This is a genomic window from Nostoc sp. DedQUE08 (assembly GCF_034530895.1).
Taxonomy (GTDB): domain Bacteria; phylum Cyanobacteriota; class Cyanobacteriia; order Cyanobacteriales; family Nostocaceae; genus Nostoc.
Genome location: NZ_JAVRCD010000010.1, coordinates 1 through 20,861, shown reverse-complemented (window position 1 = coordinate 20,861; position 20,861 = coordinate 1). Strand labels below are relative to the sequence as shown.

The following is a 20,861-nucleotide window of genomic DNA, read 5'->3' as shown; positions in this document are numbered from 1 at the left end:
TGATAGCTTAGGCTACAAATGGCGCTCCTGTTTTTTGTGTGTACATAGCAGCTTGAATTAAAGATGTCGTAATGGAAGATCGATATAGCTTGCAAGCACAGGCTAATTCCTGGATGATCGCCTCCGCTCCCTTTTTTCAAGGGTTGCCAGAAACTGCTGTAGAATCAGCCCTCACCCATCTAGTTACCCGCACTCACCCAGCCAATCAGGTGATTCTACTGGAAAATGACTGGGGTGGTTCTGTGTATTTTATTATGGACGGATGGGTAAAAATTCGCACCTACAATCTGGAAGGAAAAGAGGTAACGCTGAATATTATTGGCAAAGGTGAATTGTTTGGTGAAATGGCGGCGCTAGATGAAGCACCTCGATCCACGGATGTGATTACCTTGGCCCCAACGGTAATTGGTAGTATGCCTGCTCAGGATTTTGTCAAATTACTTCAGATAGAACCTTTGGCGGGAGTTCGATTGGCGCAACTAATGGCACGACGTTTACGGCAAGTAAATCGCCGATTGCGGTTGCGGGAATCTGATAGCCAGTCAAGGGTAGCAGATACGTTGTTATTTTTGGCAGAAGGACAGGGAAAAAAAGGGCAAACTGGAACCGAAATTCCCAATTTACCTCATCGGGAATTGAGTAGTTTGAGCGGACTGGCCCGGGAAACGGTGACACGAGTATTGACAAGGCTAGAAAAAAAAGGCTTGATTAAACGGGATCAAGACACTATTTGTATTCCCGATTTGTCAGCCTTAGAAAGAATGATCGTTTAAAAACTTGTCAGATATGAGTATTTTAGATTCTCTCCCAGATGAACCGGAGGAAGATCCATCCTCTGAATCTCCAACTCCTCAGAATCATTGGTTAGATAAAGAACAGCAGTTAATGCCTCCTCAAATCAAAGCTGATGCGCCCTTGAGGATGGTGGAAACGGCATTTTTAGCCAGTACCGCTAGCTTAATTTGGTTTATAAATTTTTACTTTCCTTTGGGCCCAGTTTTGCGGATATTTTTTCCAGTGCCGATCGCTCTAGTTTATCTGCGTTGGGGCAAACGTGCGGCATGGATGGCAGCACTCACCTCTGGGTTACTGCTGACGGTACTGATGGGGCCAGCCCGCAGTTTGCTGTTTGTCATGCCCTACGGGTTCATGGGCGTCCTTTTAGGCGCTACATGGTGTCGTCGTCGTCTTCCCTGGATTGTTTCTATCACTTTGGGTACGCTATTGGGTACTTTAGGAGTCTTTTTTAGGCTGTGGTTGTTGTCTGTTTTGTCGGGTGAAGACCTATGGATTTATGTAATTACCCAAGTGACTGAGTTCATTGAGTGGGTATTTTTTAACTTGAGTTTATTGGCGAGTCCCAGTGTATTTTTGATTCAAGTGGGAGCGATCGCTTTAATTATACTCAACAACTTTATCTACCTTTTTGTGGTACACCTGGCAGCATGGTTGCTTTTTGACCGCTTGGGCAACCCTATTCCCCGCCCACCACACTGGGTACAAGTTCTCATGGATTATGAAGGATAATTATTAGTCATTTGTCATTTGTCATTTGTCATTGGTTAAACGATCGGTTCTAACTAATAACCAATGTTCCTTGCCCAATTCCCAATGCCCAATTCCCAAATTAGTATCTATACTCATAAAGAACAGGGTGAACAATGGCTGCGAAGGTATCGTGGTTGTCTACCCGTATTTGCTTGTATTTTAGGATTTACTGAAACTGGTTTAATTCCAGGGATTTCAGCAGCTGGTCGCACTCCAGACGATCGAAAATATACAGCTTGTGCCGATGCTGAGTTTTTGTATTACGGCCCAGAACATAAAGCCCAATATCCCCTACCACCATTGACCGCTGGCGCTTCACCTGTGCTGATTTCTCGCGCTGTATTTGAGTCATTAAAGATACCAATTTATTTATTTAATGCTGGTTTACCCCAAGCTCCTGCTGTGCCAGTAATTGATTTGGGTGGTGCTCCTGCTAAGTGTTTAAGTCAAGGGGCTGCTATGGAAATTACAACAGTACATCACTTGTTTGAACAAGGATTACTTTGGGGAGAACGCCTAGCTGCCAATATCCAACAGAAGTATCTGATTGTCGGTGAGTGCGTTGTCGGAGGTACTACAACTGCCCTGGCAATATTAACTGGTTTAGGTATAGATGCTGCCGGAAAAGTTAACAGTAGCCACCCTGTTTGTAACCACGCGCAAAAGTGGGCACTAGTGCAAGCTGGACTGGAGAAGATGAGGGGGAGCAGGGGGCAGGGGGAGATAAACTTCCAATCTCAAATCCAAAATCCAAAACTTGTACTGAGCGAAGTCGTTGGCGCAGCCTCTCGTAGAGAAGTATCTAAAATCCAAAATTCTGTCGATCCGCTACAACTCGTCGCCGCCGTGGGCGATCCGATGCAAGTGGTGGTAGCTGGGATGGCGATCGCTGCTAGCCGTAGTTGTGGTGTAATGCTGGCTGGAGGGACGCAAATGCTGGCGGTTTATGCGTTGATGAGTGCGATCGCTCAAGCTTACGCTTTATCATGGCAACCAGAAGCAGTAGTTGTAGGCACAACCCGCTGGGTAGCAGAAGATCCAACTGGCGCTACAGTTGACTTAGCCCTTAACTTAGGAAAAAACAGCTTAACTCATAATGGAGGAACTCCTCCTTTATTAGCAACTTATCTGAGCTTTGCTGATTCTCGTTATCCTCAACTGAGAGCATATGAGCAGGGCTTTGTGAAAGAAGGCATGGGCGCTGGAGCTGCTTGCATAGCCGCTCATCTTAGCCAAGATTGGCAGCAACACCAACTTTTGGCAGCCATTGAAGCCCAACTTGAACGCCTAAGTACTGCCTTGAACTAAAGATTAAAGTTTGTTTTTCCCTCTCCGGCTCGGAGAGGGACGGTTTTACTACGTAAATGTTTAACTTTTTTATCAATTTGATGGCTGGATTACTTACTTGTATCTAAGTATATACTTATCAAACCATCACTCAAAACTGAACCTAAAGGCTTGTCTGACCTACCTCAATCCATTTTTTTAATTCGTTGAACTTCAGGTTAAATTTAATGAATTCTCTCTCTAAGTAATTGTTCTTCTAAAGCAGCAATGCGATTGTACGCTGCTGTTAATTGCGCTGTCAGTCGTTGTATTTGAATTTCTGGTGTTATATTATCTCCACTTTGACGATGCATGTCTAGATAAATGCCATCTGTCAATACATCCTTGTGTTCCATTTCTGGATTTAAATTGTTACGTCCTTTAAACTGGTAGCCTCCAGCCGCGTCATTTTTTTGGCAATTATCCTTTGCTTGTGTATTGGCTAAAGAACACTCTGAGAAAGTTTGAGTGACTTTACCATCAAGCTGCTCAATTACTTGGCACAGGTCATCCAGCTTTTGGCTTAAAGTCAGGATCTGCTGCTGTAATAGCTCCATTTAATACCTTTATTCGTACATTTTCTCTATGTTATTCAATTTACTCTCAAACTTAACGATACTTATGGATTATTTAAGTATTGATAATTTTTGGTGAAAATGTGACATTTAAATCATTACTTCTAAATACAAGTAAGGTTTCACCATAACAGGACTTACGCACTGAAGCCTGAAACCTAGATCCCCCCTAGCCCCCCTTAAAAAGGGGGGAACTTCTAAAGCCCCCTTTTTAAGGGGGTTGGGGGATCTGAGTGCGTAAGTCCTGCATAAGTACCACGAAGTAAATTTATGGATAATAATTAATCTTGAGGTATAAATTTGCTAAAAACTCGCTAATTTGAGTCAAATATTCAAAATTACCCGTATTACCAAGAAAAAATACCGATAATTCTCCAGATTCACTTTTTCAGCTAGTCAGCCACTGGTGAATCTCTGCTTAATATTAGGTATAATCAAAAATTTCAAAATCCAAAATCAATGGATCGACGGTCTTTTTTGCTGGGTACAAGCACACTGGCGCTTTCACAACTGCTTTTTGGCTGTGGTGGAAACAAGCAAACGCAACTAAAAGTACAGTTATTAAAAGGTTCTATACCTGGTCAGGTGGTGAATCGGTTCCACAAAGGTTTGCAGCAACAGGTGCAGTTAAAGTTTGCTCCAGTTGAGCATATACAGGATTTATTTCACCAATTACAAAATTGGCAGCAGAAGCCAAAGACCAGCGATGAGCAGGGATGGAGACGCTTTATACCTTTTAGGCAAGGTCAAAAAGCCGCTGACGCAGACCTAGTGACATTGGGAGATTACTGGCTACAAGCAGCTATTGAACAGAAATTGATTCAACCACTCCAAGAAATGCAGGGAAACCAATTAAAGCAGTGGTCTACTTTAAATGAAAGGTGGAAACAACTGGTAACGCGCAACGACCAGGGTATTTTGGATACTCAAGGGAAGGTGTGGGGTGCGCCTTACAGGTGGGGTAGTACAGTAATTGTTTATAACCGTGACAAATTGCAAAAATTGGGATGGACACCCAAAGATTGGAGTGATTTGTGGCGAGATGGAATGCAGCAGCGTATTTCTCTACTCAATCAACCACGAGAAGTTATTGGTTTGGTCTTAAAAAAGTTAGGAAAATCTTATAATACAGACAATCTTGACCAAGTACCAGACTTGGAAAAGGAATTACAGATTTTAAACCAACAGGTCAAGTTTTACAGTTCTAATAATTATTTGGAACCTCTAATTATGGAAGACACTTGGCTAGCGGTTGGTTGGTCAAGCGATGTATTGCCTATTTTGGGACGTTATCCGCAGCTTGCCGCAGTTATCCCCCAGTCAGGAACAGCAATTTGGGCGGACTTATGGGTACGTCCCGCAGGGATTACTAAGGATAGTTTATCAGATCAATGGATTGATTTTTGTTGGCAACCAAGCACAGCTAAACAAATTTCGGTGCTGACTAAAACTAATTCGCCAATTTCTACAAATATTGCCGCTTCCGATATCCAAGAACCATTATGGAGTTTGTTAGAGAGCGATCGCAAAGTTTTCGATAAGAGTGAATTTTTACTTCCTTTACCTCCATCAGCAATAAAACAATACGAGTCTTTATTCGCCAAAATGAAAGTTTAATTGGGGATTGGGCATGGGGCATTGGGCATGGGGCATTGGGCATTAATTATTTCTCCCTCATCCTCCTCATCTCCCTCATCTTCCCCAGTCCCCAGTCCCCAGTCCCCAGTCCCTACAAAGAACGCTGTAACCCTATCTTGTTCTTAACAGTTGTTTGGATACTGCATAAAGCTGGACTTATACTAAAGTTGCAAGTGTAGGTTGCCAAGGGTTCTTTTTGATAATTAAATACCCGGACGTTGTAACCAAAGTTTCGTGCAGCGCTACCCAAGCGATTTACGAAGTCGTAGCGCTCTATATACTCTAGTAAGCTCCAAATTTGCTGATTTACGATCAAGTCTACTCGTGCAGGTTCTTTGTTAGAAGCTGGATATGCGATCCAATTATCTAATAGCTTTTTTTCAGAGTTTTGTTGTGCCCACCATAAACTGGGAACGGTCAATCGTTCTGGATGAATGGTGGTGGCTGTGATTATATAGTCTTTTGGCTTGGTCAATAAGTCTAATTCTAAAGGCGCACTAGAAGGCGACGGTATTGAGGGGGTTTGCGCTAGTGAGGGTGGGACTAGTAAAGTGGTGAGACTAATAGTTAATAGTAATGAAAATGATGTTTGGCGATGGCACAGCCAACGCCTGCCGTAGGATGCCCAAAGGGCTGTAGGGCGATCGCACAATTTAGGTATATGCATAACTGATACTAATTCGTAATTCGTAATTCATAATTCGTAATTAGGGCACAATCTAAAGTTTAATGGCAACTATACGAATTCTTCGATAATCTGCTGTCCAAGTTCCTTGTTGATATAGTGTTGGCTTCAGATATTCCTCAACGACGGGAATTATTTGTATTTGTTGCTCAGGTGAAAGTCCGGTTAAAAATGGACTGGCGAACATTTTAATCCAGTTTGCAATGCCTGCTTCTCCCTCTGCTAGGGGAGTTGGGCGAGGAAACAGGATAGCATAAATCACATCAAAGCCTTGATGTTCTAAGAGGCTGGCGTATTCGCCAATGCTGGGATAATACCAAGGATTCTCTACTTGTGCTTGAGGGATACCAATGGACTCTAAAGCACTGTATAAAGCTGTGGCGATCGCCTTTATATTCCCTTTACCCCCAAATTCTGCGACAAAACGCCCTCCGGGTTTTAGAGATTGGTGTATGGAAGCGATCGCGCTATCTGCTTCTTTTACCCAATGTAGTACAGCGTTGGAAAATACAGCATCTAATGGCTTATCTACTTGAAAGTTTCTAGCATCAGCAACATCAAAGCGAATATGGGGATAGTTTTGTCTTGCCTTCTCAATCATCTCAGATGCATAATCAACTCCCATTACTTCAGCCCCAGCTTGGGCAATTTTTTCTGTGAGTTGTCCAGTACCACAGCCGAGATCCAAAATGGATTCTCCTGGTTGAGGGTTGAGTAATTGCAACAAGTCTTCGCCATATTGCCAAACAAAGGCGTGTTTATCTTCGTAAAGCGAAGTGTCCCAATTATTGCTTGTCGAAATATTATTCATAAACAACTATAGTAGTTTTTAATTGAATATAATAAAATGTTTTTCTTGTGGTGGTTAGATCCCCGGCTTCTTTAAGAAGTCGGGGATCTGTGAATTTCACAAATCAATATGATTGTTATAGCAGATAAGAGTTTACTTTCTACTACTCAACTTATCCAAGAAATCCATTTTTAGAGCAAAGTTGATAATATCCTGACCTGTGGCAGGGATTGTAATTTCACCGTTATTTAGAGCGACAATATATGGCCAATTATCAATCCAATCAACGATTGGCCCGCCGGAAGCACCGCCTGTGGTAGCGCAGTTATGATACAAAAGGTTCGACTTTTCACCAACAATGCTGCAATTATCTTGGTAACTTGCTGTCCAGCCCTGACCAGCAGTTAGGGACTTCCAAGTAAAAAAATATTCAATCGCAGGGGTACAAGGGGGACACAATACGGTTTCGGTTAAGATCCCCCCGCCTACGGCGACCCCCTTAAAAAAAGGGGTAATAGAGGCTTGGAAGCGCTCCAATTTATCGGGGGGGTTGGGGGAATCTTCAAAATATGAAAACGTTAACCGAACCGTATTGCAAGGGGACAAGGGGACAAGGAAGAAAGAAGTCTAGTTGAGTAGACAAATTGGATAATTTATTTTTTGGAGTTCCCTTAACGATTCATTTCCTTCTTTGGTGGGGTCTGGGTAGTCACCAGAGTAACCGACAAAGAATAATTTACCTTGCTTTTGTTTAATCAAAGTAGAACTAGGTACAGACTTCCATCCTAAACGACCATATTTGCGAGCTAGGGGCTGATTAATTCTCATCAACGCCCAGTCATTGCTTTGATTCTTGACATTATCAAAACCACCATTCTTGAAATCTGTACCATAAAGTACGTTTTTTGCAATATTTTCTACTTTGGCAATATCTTCTTGACTCTGGAGTTTACCATTAATCACATTGGGTAGAAACCGAAGTTCTTTACTAAGTTGATGAGTCTCAGAATCAATTACACAGTGAGCATTAGTCAAAACAATATCATCAGCAATTGAGGATATTTGGTTACAAGCTAAAACCTGGGTGCGGCGTTTCTCTGCTTTGATTCCTTCGTTCTCTCATCTCAAATGGATGTTTGAGTGGTTTCTCCGACACACTAACTTTGATTTTGCGACTCTTCAAATGTACGGAGCTTTTTCAGAAATCAAATACTAGTCCTATATTTAGGAAAAGAGTTAATAATTCGAGTAGGCGAACCGTTACACTTTCCCCAAATAACTAGACCAAAGCGCCAGCAAGTAGACATTGCTTTGGAAAAATTGCAAAATGCGATGCTGGCTTTGTTGCCAACCGATTACCCTGAACCAACTGGATTAAAGCTGTTACGTTATTTACTCAATCATCTATTGTGGTAGAGATTATTTTTCTAAAAAGTTTGTAACTTTGAAATTTGATGTTCCCTCCCAACAGTGGTTCAAAAATGCACTTACCTGGGCATCTACTGAATCAGCCGATTCCCTAGATGCATTAAATTGTACTGCTGTCACAATGTATTCAAAGATAATTACAAACTGCTTTTGCGGTGAAATTCTTTCGACTACAATTGTTTCACCTATCTTCGGAATTTGAGGCAGATTTACCACAAACGTCTCAATTTTCGGTTTATCTAATGGATTTTTGAAATTGAAGTATTTACAGTAAACAATAATTTTCACTTAGACAACCACCAATAATAATTCAAAATTCAAAATTCAAAATTCAAAATTTAAGAGTAAATGTAGGGGATGTTACGTTTTACTAACGCACCCTACGTTTATTCCAAAAATCTGAATTGGAAAATTGTGAATATTATAGTAAATTTTGAAAAAATATCTCTTAACTTATTTCCCTTGCCATAGCTGCCGCAACGACTGAAAAACCTTTACAAATCTTTCTTCTAGCCAGACCATAATATAATCAAGCCATTCCAAAAGTTGCTCTAAGGGGTGCTTTTCATAGCCAGTTGAAGTTGCTGTGGTTTCTATCCAGTCTGGCTGCGCCTCAACTTGACTGCTTTGGTGAAACTGCTGTTTCAACATTTCCCCTTTACGACTCTCGCTTTTAGTTTGGGAAATACGGGTTTTAATTTGTTTTACAGAGGCGACTTTTCCAGATGTTTTTTGACTTGAGGCGAGATTACTACTTGGTTGTTTTCTTTGTATCAAACCCGATCCAAATTTAGGTTGTTTTACACTCAAATTCTTTTGTGGAAAATGCTTTATTGATAAACTTGGGGCTAAAGCAGGATTTTTTTCTTCAGAAAGTGTAACTGGCTTGTCAGCAATGGTTTCGGTGTCACCAAATAAATCATTCCACGTTAGCCAAGGATCGTTTGTGAAATCCTGGTTCTCTCCTAGAGGGCTTTTGGATAAGGCTTTTCTAAGGCGTGACGAAAAGAGTTTACCTGGCATCTCATTACTAATCGTTGTCTCAAGTGTTTTTCTATTACCAACACCAAAAAAGTAATTAAGCGCCGCCTCAATCAAAGCCTGAAAATTCTGTGAATGAGTTTCTAAACCATCAGCGTTGGGGGCAATCTCTCCTTTGGCAGCTAATTGATCTTTGCCATAAAGAAATATGTTTAACTGGGTTTGGGCAACTTGGATAACTTCCTGGCTACGTTTTTGCGCTGGGACTAAAGCATTCGATTCCAACTTAGCAACGGCTATATCTAGAAATGCTAATAATCTATCTGTATTAAGTAAATTTTTTGGTATACTCTCGGCTAAAACTGGAATTTTCGCTGGATTTACGTCAGTGAGTTTTGCTAATAATCGGTCAATTTGTGGTAATAACTGCGTTTCTTTTTTAGCTATAATCAAACGCCAACACTGCCAGTAATTAGCAACTTCGTTAATAATTCGGTCTTCTAATTTTGCCTGTTGTTCTGGTGTTAAGATATCCAGAATTTCATTGTTGGCAGTAACAAGTACTAAATTTCGATTCATCAAATTTGTGGCAATTCCTCGCACTATTGGAAGACGCTGTTGAAGGGCATTGTCTAATTGTGAAGGGTTGAGACTGAGAGCTTGATTAGCCGTAATATTTGATGATTGAGTAAGATTAGAGTTCTTTTCAACGAATTTCAGCCGAAAAACTCCCAATAAAGCCAGGGGATTGAAATGTTCAGATGCTTTCGTAGGAGTGGAGGCGGGTTCATCTGGTGACAGGTAATTAACAGCCTCTAGTACATTTTGAATGGGACTATCAGCATTGGGTAGAGTTTCAGGCTGGAAATCGGTATCATTTGGTTGTAACTTTAATCTAGTTTGTGGTTCTCTAGTATGTAGCGTTTTCCCAGATGATTCAGATGACTTAAACAGTAGATACACTGGGTAAAGTAGTACCTCGACACCCCACTTAGTGGCGACTTGCAAATGCCGAAAGGTATGTTCCCACTGTTGTGTCACCCGCCGAGATTGCTGGTGGACAAAGTTAAATAGTCTGCTTTGATAACGACCAGAGGAACCAGAAGACATAGTAGTAATTTTTTAGTTCAAGTCTTGTTAAGTTGTGAGACTCGCGCCAAACAATAAAAACGACCAACACCTCATATTAGCGAATATATGACCCCGACTGTCTCTCAATCCCAGACCAAATTTATCTCACAAGCAATTGAGCAACTGCGCTCTTTTTGTCAAGTTAATATCCAGTCTACGTGGCTGTATCAGGAATCTGACTTAGTTATTACTGATGTTGTAGCTGCTGATTTGTCTGATTGGCAACCTGCCCAGTTGAATGCTAAAGAACATATTGCTTGGACGGGTGGGAGAAAAGTGCTATGGCTAGTGCAAAGATTGGTGGTTCCCCAAGATTTACACGGTTATCCCTTAGCTGGGTTATCTTTGCGGCTGGCGTTGGTTTGGTGGGCGGATTCTGCTGAGATTTATATAAATGGCGAGTTAGTGCTGGAGGGTGATTTATTTGATTGTTCGCCGAGAGTGCTTCTGTGTCAGGGGGTGAAGCCAGGGGAAGAATTCACTGTGGCTTTGCGGTTAGTGAGTCCGGGACATTGTGATGGTGCTTTAGTGCGATCGCTCCTAGTTTATGAGTCTTATGTTGATAATAATCCCGATCCGGGTTTTGTGGCTGATGAGTTAGCTGTAGTGCAACTTTATTTAGAAAAATTTGCGCCGGAGAGGTTGGATGTTTTGGCGGCGATGGTGGGGGAGATTACGAACCGCAGAGGCGCAGAGGACGCCAAGGAAGAGTTAGTAAGATCGTTTTTGTCTCTACGTCAAAATTTAATTCAATCCGACATCTTAGCCCCCCTTGGAAAGGGGGGTTGGGGGGATCAAAAATCTAAAATTTTTTTACTGGGTCATGCTCACTTAGATTTAGCATGGTTATGGCCTGTGAGTGAAACTTGGAATGCGGCGCAAAATACTTTTGAGTCGGTTTTGAAGTTGCAAGCAGATTTTCCTGAGTTAATTTTCTGTCATTCAAGTCCCGCACTTTATGCTTGGATTGAAGAACATCGCCCGGATTTGTTTAGGGCAATTCAAGCACAGGTAGCTGCTGGACGTTGGGAAGTTGTCGGCGGAATGTGGGTGGAACCAGAACTCAACATCATTGCAGGTGAATCAATAGTCCGTCAGTTATTGTATGGTCAGCGCTACATCCAGGAGAAATTTGGCAAGCTTTCAACTGTAGAATGGGTTCCAGATTCTTTTGGTTTTTGTGCCACTTTACCGCAGTTTTTCGCTAATGCCGGAATTGAGTATTTTGTGACGCAGAAGTTGCGGTGGAATGATACTACTAAATTAGATTATGGGGCTTTTTGGTGGCGATCGCCTGATGGCAGTGAAGTCTTTAGTTTGATGTCTGCACCCATCGGTGAAGCTATAGACCCAGTTAAAATGGCAACTTATGCTCTTGAGTGGCAAACCCAAACTAGTTTATCAGAATCTCTCTGGCTTCCCGGTGTCGGCGACCACGGCGGCGGCCCCACCCGTGATATGTTAGAAACCGCCCAACGCTGGCAAAAGTCTCCTTTATTTCCAGACTTAGAATTTACGACGGCTGAAAAGTATTTACAGCAAATCAGTAAAGGAGGCAGGAGGCAGGAGGCAGTAGGCAGTAGTGATGATTCTCTGTCATTCCCTACTTGGAATGACGAACTATACTTAGAATTTCATCGCGGTTGCTACACTACCCACGGAGATCAAAAACGCTGGAATCGGCGTTGTGAAAATTTATTATATCAAGCTGAACTATTTGCTACTTTGGCAACCGTAAGCTGTGGTTTGACATATCCTAAAGCAGAAATCGAAGCAGCTTGGAAGCAGGTGTTATTTCAACAGTTTCACGATATTTTACCTGGTTCTTCAATTACCCAAGTTTACACCGATGCGTTGCCTCAATGGCAGCAAGTGGAACAAGTGGGAACGAAAATATTACAAGAATCACTTTTAGCGATCGCATCTCACATTACCCTATCAGAACCACCAAAACCCGATAGTCTGCCTATTTTTGTTTTCAATTCTCTCAATTGGCAACGTTCTGAGGTAATCTCTGTAGCCTTACCCACACCACCAACAACTACCCAGGAATGGCAGATTTACGATGCTTCTGGAAACCAGCTTGTCTCCCAATTATCTGAACCATCAACCCTACTATTTCTCGCCAGCGAAATTCCTCCCGTAGGCTACCGCATATTTTGGCTTTCCCCTTCACTCTCCAATCCAGACGAGATGAATCGCGTTTCTCCCTTATCTCCCGCACTCTTCCCAGAATGGATTTTAGAAAATGAATTCTTGCGAGTTGTTATAGATCCCGACACCGGAGATTTATCAAGTGTTTTTGACAAAACTTATCAGCGAGAAGTTTTAAGTGGGGCGGGGAATCAACTGCAAGCTTTTAAAGACAGTGGGCAATATTGGGATGCTTGGAATATCGACCCCAATTATGCTCAACATCCCTTACCCTCAACAAATCTTCAATTTATTCAGTGGTTAGAACAAGGCCCAGTGCAAAGTCGCGTGCGCGTGGTGCGTCAGTTGGGTGAATCAGAATTTTGCCAAGACTATATTCTGCAAGCTGGTTCACCTCTGCTGAACATTGCTACAACTGTCAATTGGCAAGAAAATCATGTATTAGTGAAAGCTGCTTTTCCTCTAAATATTGAAGCTGACTTTGCTACTTATGAAATTCCCTGTGGCGCGATTCGCCGCCCAACTAAACCGCAAACTCCCGCAGAACAAGCAAAATGGGAAGTTCCTGCTTTGCGTTGGGCTGATTTAACAGCAGAAAACACACAGACAGAAGATACCGCAATCCCAAATCGTTATGGTGTCAGTTTGCTCAATGATTGTAAATACGGCTATGACAGCAAACCAAATCAACTCCGTCTAACACTGCTACGCAGTTCTAATTGGCCAGACTCAAAAGCTGACCGAGGTTTTCACGAGTTCAAATATACCTTGTATCCTCATGCTGATAGTTGGGAATCAGCCCACACAGTACGGCGTGGCTATGAATTGAATATACCGTTGCAAGTGATATTCAATTGGCCACTGGCTAAACCCTCCGCTACCGCTATCGGCACTATTGAAGGAGTAAGTTTCCTAGATTTATCAGCTGAAAATTTAATCTTAATGGCCTTGAAGCCATCTGAAGACGATCCACAGCAGTTAATTCTGCGATGTTATGAATCTCACGGAGAAACAGCCGAGTTATCTTTGCAAAGTGATTTAGGGTTAAATCTTGGAAATACAGTAGATTTATTAGAGCGTTCCGCCAGTAGTGAATTTTCATCTCAGCAACAAAATTTGATGATACAACCTTGGAAAATCGCCAATTTTAAGGTGATATCAGCGATTAATCCCAGTCTGAAGTGAGCCATCATAGTTAATGTTTAGTGATTAATAGAACAACTACTAACGTGGCAAGGCTAAATTTGTGCATTAGCAAACTCTTGTGGGATGGGCTTCTAGCCCGTCCTAATTAGCGGGCAAGATGCCCGCCCCACAAGAAAATTTATTGCAACATTTTAGTCTTGTCACGCCATTACTAACCATTAGATATCTGGTGAACTAAATATGTGTTATCCGAAATATTTAGTAGGCAAAATTCATGTAGCTGGAGGCTTCCCATAGCACTTTCTGCAAGCAAGCTACGCGTAGCCTTTCCGTTAGGAGAAGGGTATTATGCCTACGTCATTTTCACTTCTATCTCTAATAGCGTCGGCGGATAATCTGATATCGTCCGTAGGGCTGCCGTCGTTCAATAATCTGGCGTTGTCCAAAGCCCTGCCGTCGTTGGATTATCTGCCGTCTTCCGTAGGGCTGCCATCGTTGGATTCTCTGGTATCGTCCGTAGGGCTGCCGTCCTCGGATTCTCTGGTATCGTCCATAGGGCTGCCGTCCGCGGATTCTCTGCCGTCCTCGGATTCTCTGGTATCGTCTTGACGACCGTTGAGCAATCAAAAGCTCTCCGGTTTTATTTCCAACCAGGTTAGCATCTGGTGCAACGCTCTGTTCATTCAGAGTATTACTTAGAGAAATATCTTTCGCTTCAGCTAATGAGGGCGGAGACACAAAGGCAAATAGCAATACTGCTATTGAAGATAACTTCCTGAAACCTTTCATGTTTTTGCTTCTCTAAACTTTCGGTAATAACTTTATTAAAACACTTTAAAGTCTGAAAGTTACCGCTCGCGCACTTTTTTAAAGTTAATTTAGGATGAAATTCAATATTGCAATTTCACTCTTTTGTATAATTGCAATTTTTATAATTTTGTGTATATAAATAGCTAGTATCTAACAGGATGTAATTTTTTTCACCACATAGATAAAGTATACAGTTATTAATTAAACAAGCTAATTTTTTATTGTAAGATTAGTTTAAAAGGCTTGCTGGGCAAGGTAAATGCCCTCACAAATTTTGATTTATAAAATCTTTAAATCGGACTTATCTCGATTCCACAAGATGTATCAAATACAAAGGATAACTGCTAAATATTCTTAGCGGAAGCTGTAAATAATAATCTTTCACTAAGTTTCTAGTTTCAGGCAACTATCTTGTTAAGTGCTGCGTTTTTCCTATCTTCTGCATAACTTCTTTACAAGAGGCTGCGGCAACGACTACGCTCACCGATCGCCTGCTTTCTGCCTCCTGTCTGATTGTTGAGCGTAGTCGAAACACTGCCTTACACGTCCTTTAAGGATATCTTCTGCTACCTCCACCCACTACACCAATTTTGTGGCGATAGGAGAGTTCAGCGCCGAACCAACCAGAAGCACTGGTTAGCGTACCGACAACAAGCGAGATTAACAGTCCCCAAGGTAGTATTCGGGATTCAGCGTCACCTAAACGTAGGAGAAAGTTAACGAGTGATAAAACTAATATAGAAACGTTAAGTATCAAATGCGTCCAACCGGCGGTGCGCTTGCGGACGCGTTCAATTTTCACAAAGTCGCTCAGACCGATCGCAGATGCAAGAACGCCTCCAGCTAATCCAAGTCCGATTAACCATAGCGAAGCCCTAGCCCAAAAGAAATCGCCAGTTAACCAGTAACCAATGTCACTACCCAAAGCGGCGGCTAAAAAGGCTATGGGAAAGATCACGCTCAAGGGGTGTAGGGGATGTCCGGCGATCGCAACTGTACTGGGTACACCGGTATCACGATACTCACTGTCGTTACTTTCAATAACTGGTGGAATATTTGGAAAAGGTGTTGAACCTGTTTGCGTTGTTTCTGTAGTTTCCATTATTAGTATCCTGAATTTATGAACCTTGCTTTACTATTTTAAGCTGAAGGAATTTTTTCAACATAAGCTTCAGCCTGTAATATTAGTTTACCTACTTCTACTTTTAGTTGGTTGACTTGCAAACTTATGCCGTCTAAATCAAAGTTACTTAGATTCAAAATTTCGCTAGTTTGATCGATCAAAGCTTTGGTCAACTCTGGCGATATTTCCTCACTTTCGCCATACTCGACATTTTCCAAAGCAACACTTTTTCCATTGCTGCTAATCCTGGGGACTGCGGAAAAAGCAACTTGCTGATTTTCCCCAGTTTCTACTAATTTTATGCTGGCATTTAGTGCTACTTTTCCATCACCCGGTAATCGAAAATCTACATTTTGAGGTTCAATTGTTTTTAGTTGTCCGTTAATATGTATTTTCTGACTTTGCAGTTGCGATCGCACATATTCGGAGTTGAAAGCACGATTAATATCAGCTTCGGTTAACACAACCTGTGCATTAGCTTCTGTCGGTTTAGTTAGTTCAATTTTACCAAAAGCCACACTTAGAGGATTAATGGCAACATTACTCATTTTCATATCCAATTCCTCCATACGGAGGTCTTTCTGCATAACTAAACCTTCACCTGCAATCGTGACTTCATCCACCTCTCCCTGAACCAGTTTCAGCGGGTCTGTTTTGATGTCTACATCTAAATTTTCTACTTCATCTAATTGACTAGATAATCCTATTTCTGCCGCTTTATTGAGAGCTTGCTCTCCTAATCCAGGATTGTCTGGCATTATGTAAATTAACTCCTAGTTAAAAGCACATCCTTGAGTAAATTTAATAAACTAACAGCAGAGTTTTATCTATCTGTCGATGGAATATAGATTTAAATGTTATCTATCTAATTTGAAATTTAAATTTTACTTATATACTACTTTTATCCTTTACTGCCTCTGCACTTGGAGCGATTTGTTATAAAATTGACACAAACCCAATATTTCAGTTGAGTTATTCTGACTGCTAAAACTTTTTTATTTATACAATGCTCTCAGAACGTTTTACCGCAGCCCTGATCTACGCCACCCAACTACACGCTAACCAAGTTCGTAAAGGTTCAGGTGTCCCTTATGTTGCCCATTTATTAGGTGTCACCAGTATTGCTTTAGAATACGGGGCAAATGAAGATGAAGCGATCGCAGCTCTGTTACACGATGCGATCGAAGATCAAGGTGGCGCTGCAACACGAGAAGAAATTCGCCGTCGCTTTGGTGACAATGTAACGGCAATTGTAGATGGTTGTACTGACGCTGATACAACTCCAAAACCCCCTTGGCAACAGCGTAAGGAGGCATACATTGCTCATATTCCTACAGCTTCCCCATCAGTACTGCTGGTGTCATCCGCTGATAAACTTTACAATGCCCAGTCTATTCTCAAAGATTATCGCATTTTAGGCGAATCACTTTGGGAACGTTTTCATGGGCGTAAAGAAGGTACTCTTTGGTATTATCGGGCGCTTTTAGAGGCTTTTAAAAAGACTGAAAGCACTGTAATAATTGAGGAATTAGAACGGGTGATTTCGGAAATTGAAGTCTTAGCATCTACATAAAAAATTTATTTACCCAGAAGTAAATAAAAGATTTATTAGAACTAGACAAAGGGATTTTTTATAAACACGATATAGTCATGTTTCTTACGAATAAGTTTTGGCTTTTAGGTTCTCTCTCTAGATAAAAAACCTTTCTCTCGGCAGATAGGTGTACTGATATTATTATGACTGGTATGTTACCAATATGACGATAGTAAGACAAAACACCCTAAATTCAACTGTAAATCCTTCAGTAAATCCTCCAGAAAACTTGCCAGAAAAGTATGCAGAAGCAGAGCGGATGCGTGATGTTCTGCTTTTGCTGCAAAACTTGATTAACAGTGAAGAAGCCACTGTAAAACTAATTCTGGATTGTCTTTATGATGTTGGTTCAGTCAATTTGATTAATCAAAAGCTTCGCCTGAAACCCTTAAACAGGGTGATGAAATTAATTGCCCGAATGTCTAAACCAGTTTTTAGAATCATAGCTTTAAATTGGTTTAAAAAGAACTGTCCGCAACTGATTACTAATTGGCTACACACGCAAGTCTCGTTTGAAAATCTCCAAAAGACACCCGAACAAGTAGCTATTGAAGTTGTACAACTAGAACCATATTCCATCCCACAAAGAGAAAGCCTGAGTCAAGAGATAAAAAATCTGCGCTATCAGGTTAGATGGCTAGCTGGAATTTCAATAATTGCGATCGCTGTTTTAGTCATAAAAGCCACTTGGTTAAACTGAAACCGATGAATTATGAATATCATGCCTCTGCCCAAACCGATCTTAGAGGACATAGAAATACACCTACTCTTGGAAGGTGTGTATCAGTACTACGGTTATGACTTTCGCAATTATGCTCTTTCATCACTCAAGCGCCGTATTCAGGGCTTCATGCAATTAGAAGGGGTAGCAAATATTTCTGCACTGCAAGAGCGGTTACTACATAATCGCGCTTATTTAGAAAGATTTTTGCTGGCTCTGACGGTGAATGTCACATCAATGTTTCGCGATCCCAGCTTTTATAATACCTTCAGAAATCAGGTTATTCCCTTCTTACAAACCTATCCGTTTATTCGGATCTGGCACGCTGGATGTTCAACTGGTGAAGAAGTCTATTCAATGGCAATTTTACTGCAAGAAGAAGGACTTTATCACCGTTGCCGTATATATGCCACTGATACGAATGAGAAGGTATTACAAAATGCCAAAAGTGGGATTTTCTCCCTAAAAATGATGCAGGAATATACTCACCTGTATTTAAAAGCAGGCGGCAAGAAATCTTTCTCAGAGTATTATACAGCAGCTTATGACAATGCTATTTTTCGAGCGTCCCTAAGAGAAAATGTTGTTTTTGCCCAGCACAATTTAGCCACTGATAGTTCTTTTAATGAGTTTAATGTGATTCTTTGTCGTAATGTCCTCATATATTTTAATCAAGCACTTCAAAAACGCGTACACGAACTGTTTTATAATAGCCTTTGCACCTTTGGCATCTTGGGTTTAGGAAGACAAGAATCTATCAGATTCACCTCTTATGAGCCTTACTATGAAGAGTTAGTCAAGGGAGAAAAAATATATAGGAAAATAGCAGGTGGGTGAAAAGAATGCTTTGAGTGAGTAATTGAATTATAAATTATGAAGTATGAATTATCCTAAAATAAATAATGCCCAACGATCCAAAAATTATCAATAAAATTGCGATTGCTGTCAAAAGACAGTCTGTCAAACATTGTTTATTGTGTTCAGAAGATACATTTAACGCTCGCTTAAGGTAAATTACACATTAAAGTCTTAAAGGAGATTGTCGATGCAACTTCTCGAATGTCCTCCTGTTGCAGTCATTGCTGGAGAAAATGCGGTTCATGTTTCTCAACTACCTTCTATATGGCAAGACATTGCTAGAGGAACCACGAGTGTCGGACTTTCTCAACCCCAAAGCTATGTTGAGATGGCACAGCTATTTTTGTATAAATTAGAATGTGGTGATGTTGATTTATTTAGCGATCGCCCCCAACTAGCTCACCTAATACCATCATTTTCTCAGCTATTTGCACAACTAGCATGGGAAACCTTAGAGTTTTTTGGACAAGACTTTCTCAAACACAGCTATCCGAACTTTGCAGAAATTCTTTGCGATCTGGAGTCAAAAGGAATCGATTACGCTGATGAAGTAAAAGTGGCTCGTATCGGCATAGATTTATTTAATGAATTTGGTTATGAACTACCTGCTAGCTTTTATCACGTGCATTTAGCCCCAATTTACCGCGATCATGTTTTTGAAGAACGTGCTTTGCGATTCGATCGACGTGATATTGAGCATAAACGTGCTTGGGATGCCATACTCCATGCAGGTAAGGTATTTGCTATTCAAATGAAGGTGCAAAGTATTGCCTCCAAATACGGTTTTACTTATCAGCATGGCTGCGGTTGCAACTCTCATCTATCTTCTATTGATGTATCTCGTGGCGCGTTTGAATATGAATTGAGTTTCGACAAGCGTCAGCGATGGATTCGCAGTTTCATCTGGACTGCTTGGTACGAGTATGCCTTCTTTGCGATCGTACCTAATACGAGTTATTTGGTTTAATATCATGTCCGCCAAATTACCCATAATAAAAGAACCCCACCCCCAACCCCTCCCCGCCTGCGGGGAGGGGAGACAAAGCATAGCTTTGGTGGGGTGGGGTTCTTCGGGTTTAATAAGCAATCAAGCGGACATGACATAACAAAAAGAATTCAGGAGTGAGGAGTCAGAATTCAGAATTGAATTCTGTGCGTCTGGTAGAAAGCGTCTCCGGCTCTGCTCCTGAATTCTTCTTCAAGAAATCGCCTCAAAAACCATTTGCGGAATCAACACTTCATCTTGTAATTGTCCAATACCTAAAAAGTGAGTCTCTTCTTGATAAACTCTCACTATCCCAGTAATATCAGAATCTAGAGAAACTCGCTGACCTTGACACCATTTTTGAGCAGGTATTGCTGGTAAAGTCACAGACAACAAATGTTGTAACGCTGCATCAGGGGCAAGAGGTTGAAATGTCCCGCCTTGCAATTTAGCTTCTAAGTCGGAAAAAGTGAGACTATTTGTTAAATCGAAACCACTGCTTTGGGTACGGAGCAAAGCCGCAAGTGTGCCACCAGTTTCTAAGATTGCACCTAAGTCACGAGCGATCGCTCTAATATATGTACCAGAACCACAAGCGATCGCCACATCCAATTCGGGAAAATCTCCTTCTCTCCAGTCCAAAATATCTATCTGAAAAATTTCCACTGTTCGCACTGGAACTTCCACTATTTTCCCTTGGCGCGCTAAGTCATAAAGACGTTTCCCATCTACTTGAATTGCACTATAATTCGGTGGGATTTGCTCAATCTTGCCTTCAAATTGTGCCAGAGCAGTTTTCACCTCTGCCAAACTCAATCCAGCACAAGCTTGAGAACTAATGATTTCACCTTCTAAATCATCGGTTGTAGTCCGCACGCCCAGACGAATTGTAGCCTTGTAAGCTTTGTTTTCTGGCAGATATTGCAATAATCTTGTGGCTTTACCAAGTGCGATCGGTAAAACTCCTGTAGCAGCTGGATCTAAGGTTCCTGCGTGTCCTACACGTTTGAGGCGCAACAACTTTCGCACCCGCGCTACGCAATCGTGGGAAGTCCAGTCAAATGGTTTGTTTAAATTGAGAAAACCTTGAAATAACAACACAAAATCATTAGTTACAGCTTCTAAAATTTTGCATTAAATTGGCAAAATATATATAAATTTATTTGCTCTGAAACCATGAAATGTGGAATGAGCGTATCTTTCTCCCCTGCTCCCCTGCCCCCTGCTCAAGAGCCTTTTGGTCACTGGGTACTACCAAAACAGTAAAAGGAAAATAATGTCAGCATTTCAGTTTCTCTTGCTCGAAGCCAATCTAACCCTCTTCTGTCACTTTCCGACATAAGCAAGTAGTAAATAACTGAAATTATC

20 protein-coding genes and 2 pseudogenes are annotated in these 20,861 nt (G+C 41.3%); 11 read left to right on the top strand and 11 right to left on the bottom strand.

The window, feature by feature from the left end:
- The first annotated feature begins 71 nt into the window (after window positions 1–71).
- From RMY64_RS09070 to RMY64_RS09060, 3 genes are all read left to right on the top strand, one after another.
- Window positions 72–773 carry a Crp/Fnr family transcriptional regulator gene (locus RMY64_RS09070; RefSeq protein WP_094349203.1) on the top strand — a complete coding sequence of 234 codons (702 nt, stop codon included), beginning with the start codon at window positions 72–74 and terminating at the stop codon, window positions 771–773.
- A gap of 13 nt (window positions 774–786) precedes the next feature.
- Window positions 787–1,527 carry a DUF2232 domain-containing protein gene (locus RMY64_RS09065; protein ID WP_322671171.1) on the top strand — a complete coding sequence of 247 codons (741 nt, stop codon included), beginning with the start codon at window positions 787–789 and terminating at the stop codon, window positions 1,525–1,527.
- 84 nt (window positions 1,528–1,611) lie between these two features.
- Window positions 1,612–2,856, top strand: a complete 1,245-nt coding sequence (locus tag RMY64_RS09060) for a nicotinate-nucleotide--dimethylbenzimidazole phosphoribosyltransferase (RefSeq protein ID WP_322671172.1) — start codon at window positions 1,612–1,614, stop codon at window positions 2,854–2,856.
- Between the two features lie 203 nt (window positions 2,857–3,059).
- On the opposite strand, the gene RMY64_RS09055 is transcribed toward RMY64_RS09060, so the two are convergent.
- Window positions 3,060–3,431: a hypothetical protein gene (locus RMY64_RS09055; protein ID WP_322671173.1), complete on the bottom strand. Its 372-nt coding sequence runs from the start codon at window positions 3,429–3,431 to the stop codon at window positions 3,060–3,062.
- 477 nt (window positions 3,432–3,908) lie between these two features.
- On the opposite strand from RMY64_RS09055, the gene RMY64_RS09050 reads away from it, so the two are divergent.
- Entirely contained in the window at window positions 3,909–5,066 is a 1,158-nt protein-coding gene (locus RMY64_RS09050; RefSeq protein WP_322671174.1) for an extracellular solute-binding protein, read from the top strand.
- A 112-nt stretch (window positions 5,067–5,178) separates the two neighbouring features.
- Here RMY64_RS09050 and RMY64_RS09045 read toward each other — a convergent pair whose 3' ends face one another.
- The 4 genes from RMY64_RS09045 to RMY64_RS09030 all read right to left on the bottom strand — a co-directional run bounded on the left by RMY64_RS09045 (window position 5,179) and on the right by RMY64_RS09030 (window position 7,597).
- Window positions 5,179–5,754 (bottom strand): hypothetical protein, encoded by a 576-nt coding sequence (locus tag RMY64_RS09045; protein ID WP_322671175.1) that lies wholly within the window; start codon window positions 5,752–5,754, stop codon window positions 5,179–5,181.
- A gap of 52 nt (window positions 5,755–5,806) precedes the next feature.
- Window positions 5,807–6,583 carry a class I SAM-dependent methyltransferase gene (locus RMY64_RS09040; RefSeq protein ID WP_322671176.1) on the bottom strand — a complete coding sequence of 259 codons (777 nt, stop codon included), beginning with the start codon at window positions 6,581–6,583 and terminating at the stop codon, window positions 5,807–5,809.
- A 132-nt stretch (window positions 6,584–6,715) separates the two neighbouring features.
- Window positions 6,716–6,898, bottom strand: a complete 183-nt coding sequence (locus RMY64_RS09035; RefSeq protein ID WP_322671177.1) for a hypothetical protein — start codon at window positions 6,896–6,898, stop codon at window positions 6,716–6,718.
- Window positions 6,899–7,189: 291 nt separating this feature from the next.
- Window positions 7,190–7,597 carry a hypothetical protein gene (locus RMY64_RS09030; protein ID WP_322671178.1) on the bottom strand — a complete coding sequence of 136 codons (408 nt, stop codon included), beginning with the start codon at window positions 7,595–7,597 and terminating at the stop codon, window positions 7,190–7,192.
- 4 nt (window positions 7,598–7,601) lie between these two features.
- Here RMY64_RS09030 and RMY64_RS09025 point away from each other — a divergent pair.
- A pseudogene (locus tag RMY64_RS09025) lies at window positions 7,602–7,778 on the top strand (IS630 family transposase); the annotation flags it as partial.
- Between the two features lie 2 nt (window positions 7,779–7,780).
- Window positions 7,781–7,978: pseudogene (locus RMY64_RS09020) on the top strand (1-acyl-sn-glycerol-3-phosphate acyltransferase); the annotation flags it as partial.
- A gap of 3 nt (window positions 7,979–7,981) precedes the next feature.
- Here RMY64_RS09020 and RMY64_RS09015 read toward each other — a convergent pair.
- Both RMY64_RS09015 and RMY64_RS09010 read right to left on the bottom strand, forming a co-directional pair.
- A complete protein-coding gene (locus tag RMY64_RS09015) occupies window positions 7,982–8,278 on the bottom strand; it encodes a hypothetical protein (protein ID WP_322671179.1) in 297 nt (98 codons plus the stop codon).
- 165 nt (window positions 8,279–8,443) lie between these two features.
- Window positions 8,444–10,081, bottom strand: coding sequence for a hypothetical protein (locus tag RMY64_RS09010; protein WP_322671180.1), 1,638 nt, complete (start codon window positions 10,079–10,081; stop codon window positions 8,444–8,446).
- Between the two features lie 87 nt (window positions 10,082–10,168).
- Between RMY64_RS09010 and RMY64_RS09005 the strand changes: the two genes are divergently transcribed.
- Window positions 10,169–13,441 (top strand): alpha-mannosidase, encoded by a 3,273-nt coding sequence (locus RMY64_RS09005; RefSeq protein WP_322699843.1) that lies wholly within the window; start codon window positions 10,169–10,171, stop codon window positions 13,439–13,441.
- A 336-nt stretch (window positions 13,442–13,777) separates the two neighbouring features.
- On the opposite strand, the gene RMY64_RS09000 is transcribed toward RMY64_RS09005, so the two are convergent.
- The 3 genes from RMY64_RS09000 to RMY64_RS08990 form a co-directional block, all read right to left on the bottom strand.
- Window positions 13,778–14,191 (bottom strand): hypothetical protein, encoded by a 414-nt coding sequence (locus tag RMY64_RS09000; protein WP_322690543.1) that lies wholly within the window; start codon window positions 14,189–14,191, stop codon window positions 13,778–13,780.
- Between the two features lie 571 nt (window positions 14,192–14,762).
- Complete coding sequence (locus RMY64_RS08995; protein WP_322671183.1) at window positions 14,763–15,314, bottom strand: DUF2231 domain-containing protein; 552 nt, start codon at window positions 15,312–15,314, stop codon at window positions 14,763–14,765.
- Window positions 15,315–15,352: 38 nt separating this feature from the next.
- On the bottom strand, window positions 15,353–16,093 hold the full coding sequence (locus RMY64_RS08990; protein WP_322671184.1) for a DUF2993 domain-containing protein: 741 nt from the start codon (window positions 16,091–16,093) through the stop codon (window positions 15,353–15,355).
- 248 nt (window positions 16,094–16,341) lie between these two features.
- On the opposite strand from RMY64_RS08990, the gene RMY64_RS08985 reads away from it, so the two are divergent.
- The 4 genes from RMY64_RS08985 (at window position 16,342) to RMY64_RS08970 (ending at window position 19,475) form a co-directional block, all read left to right on the top strand.
- Window positions 16,342–16,908, top strand: a complete 567-nt coding sequence (locus tag RMY64_RS08985) for an HD domain-containing protein (protein WP_322684007.1) — start codon at window positions 16,342–16,344, stop codon at window positions 16,906–16,908.
- A gap of 184 nt (window positions 16,909–17,092) precedes the next feature.
- The gene (locus tag RMY64_RS08980) at window positions 17,093–17,629 is read left to right on the top strand and encodes a hypothetical protein (protein ID WP_322684008.1); all 537 of its coding nucleotides are present in this window, start codon (window positions 17,093–17,095) and stop codon (window positions 17,627–17,629) included.
- A 21-nt stretch (window positions 17,630–17,650) separates the two neighbouring features.
- Complete coding sequence (locus RMY64_RS08975) at window positions 17,651–18,487, top strand: protein-glutamate O-methyltransferase CheR (RefSeq protein WP_322699842.1); 837 nt, start codon at window positions 17,651–17,653, stop codon at window positions 18,485–18,487.
- A 208-nt stretch (window positions 18,488–18,695) separates the two neighbouring features.
- A complete protein-coding gene (locus RMY64_RS08970; RefSeq protein WP_322699841.1) occupies window positions 18,696–19,475 on the top strand; it encodes a hypothetical protein in 780 nt (259 codons plus the stop codon).
- A gap of 231 nt (window positions 19,476–19,706) precedes the next feature.
- On the opposite strand, the gene truB is transcribed toward RMY64_RS08970, so the two are convergent.
- Window positions 19,707–20,591, bottom strand: coding sequence for a tRNA pseudouridine(55) synthase TruB (truB, locus tag RMY64_RS08965; protein WP_322699892.1), 885 nt, complete (start codon window positions 20,589–20,591; stop codon window positions 19,707–19,709).
- Window positions 20,592–20,861: the final 270 nt, after the last annotated feature.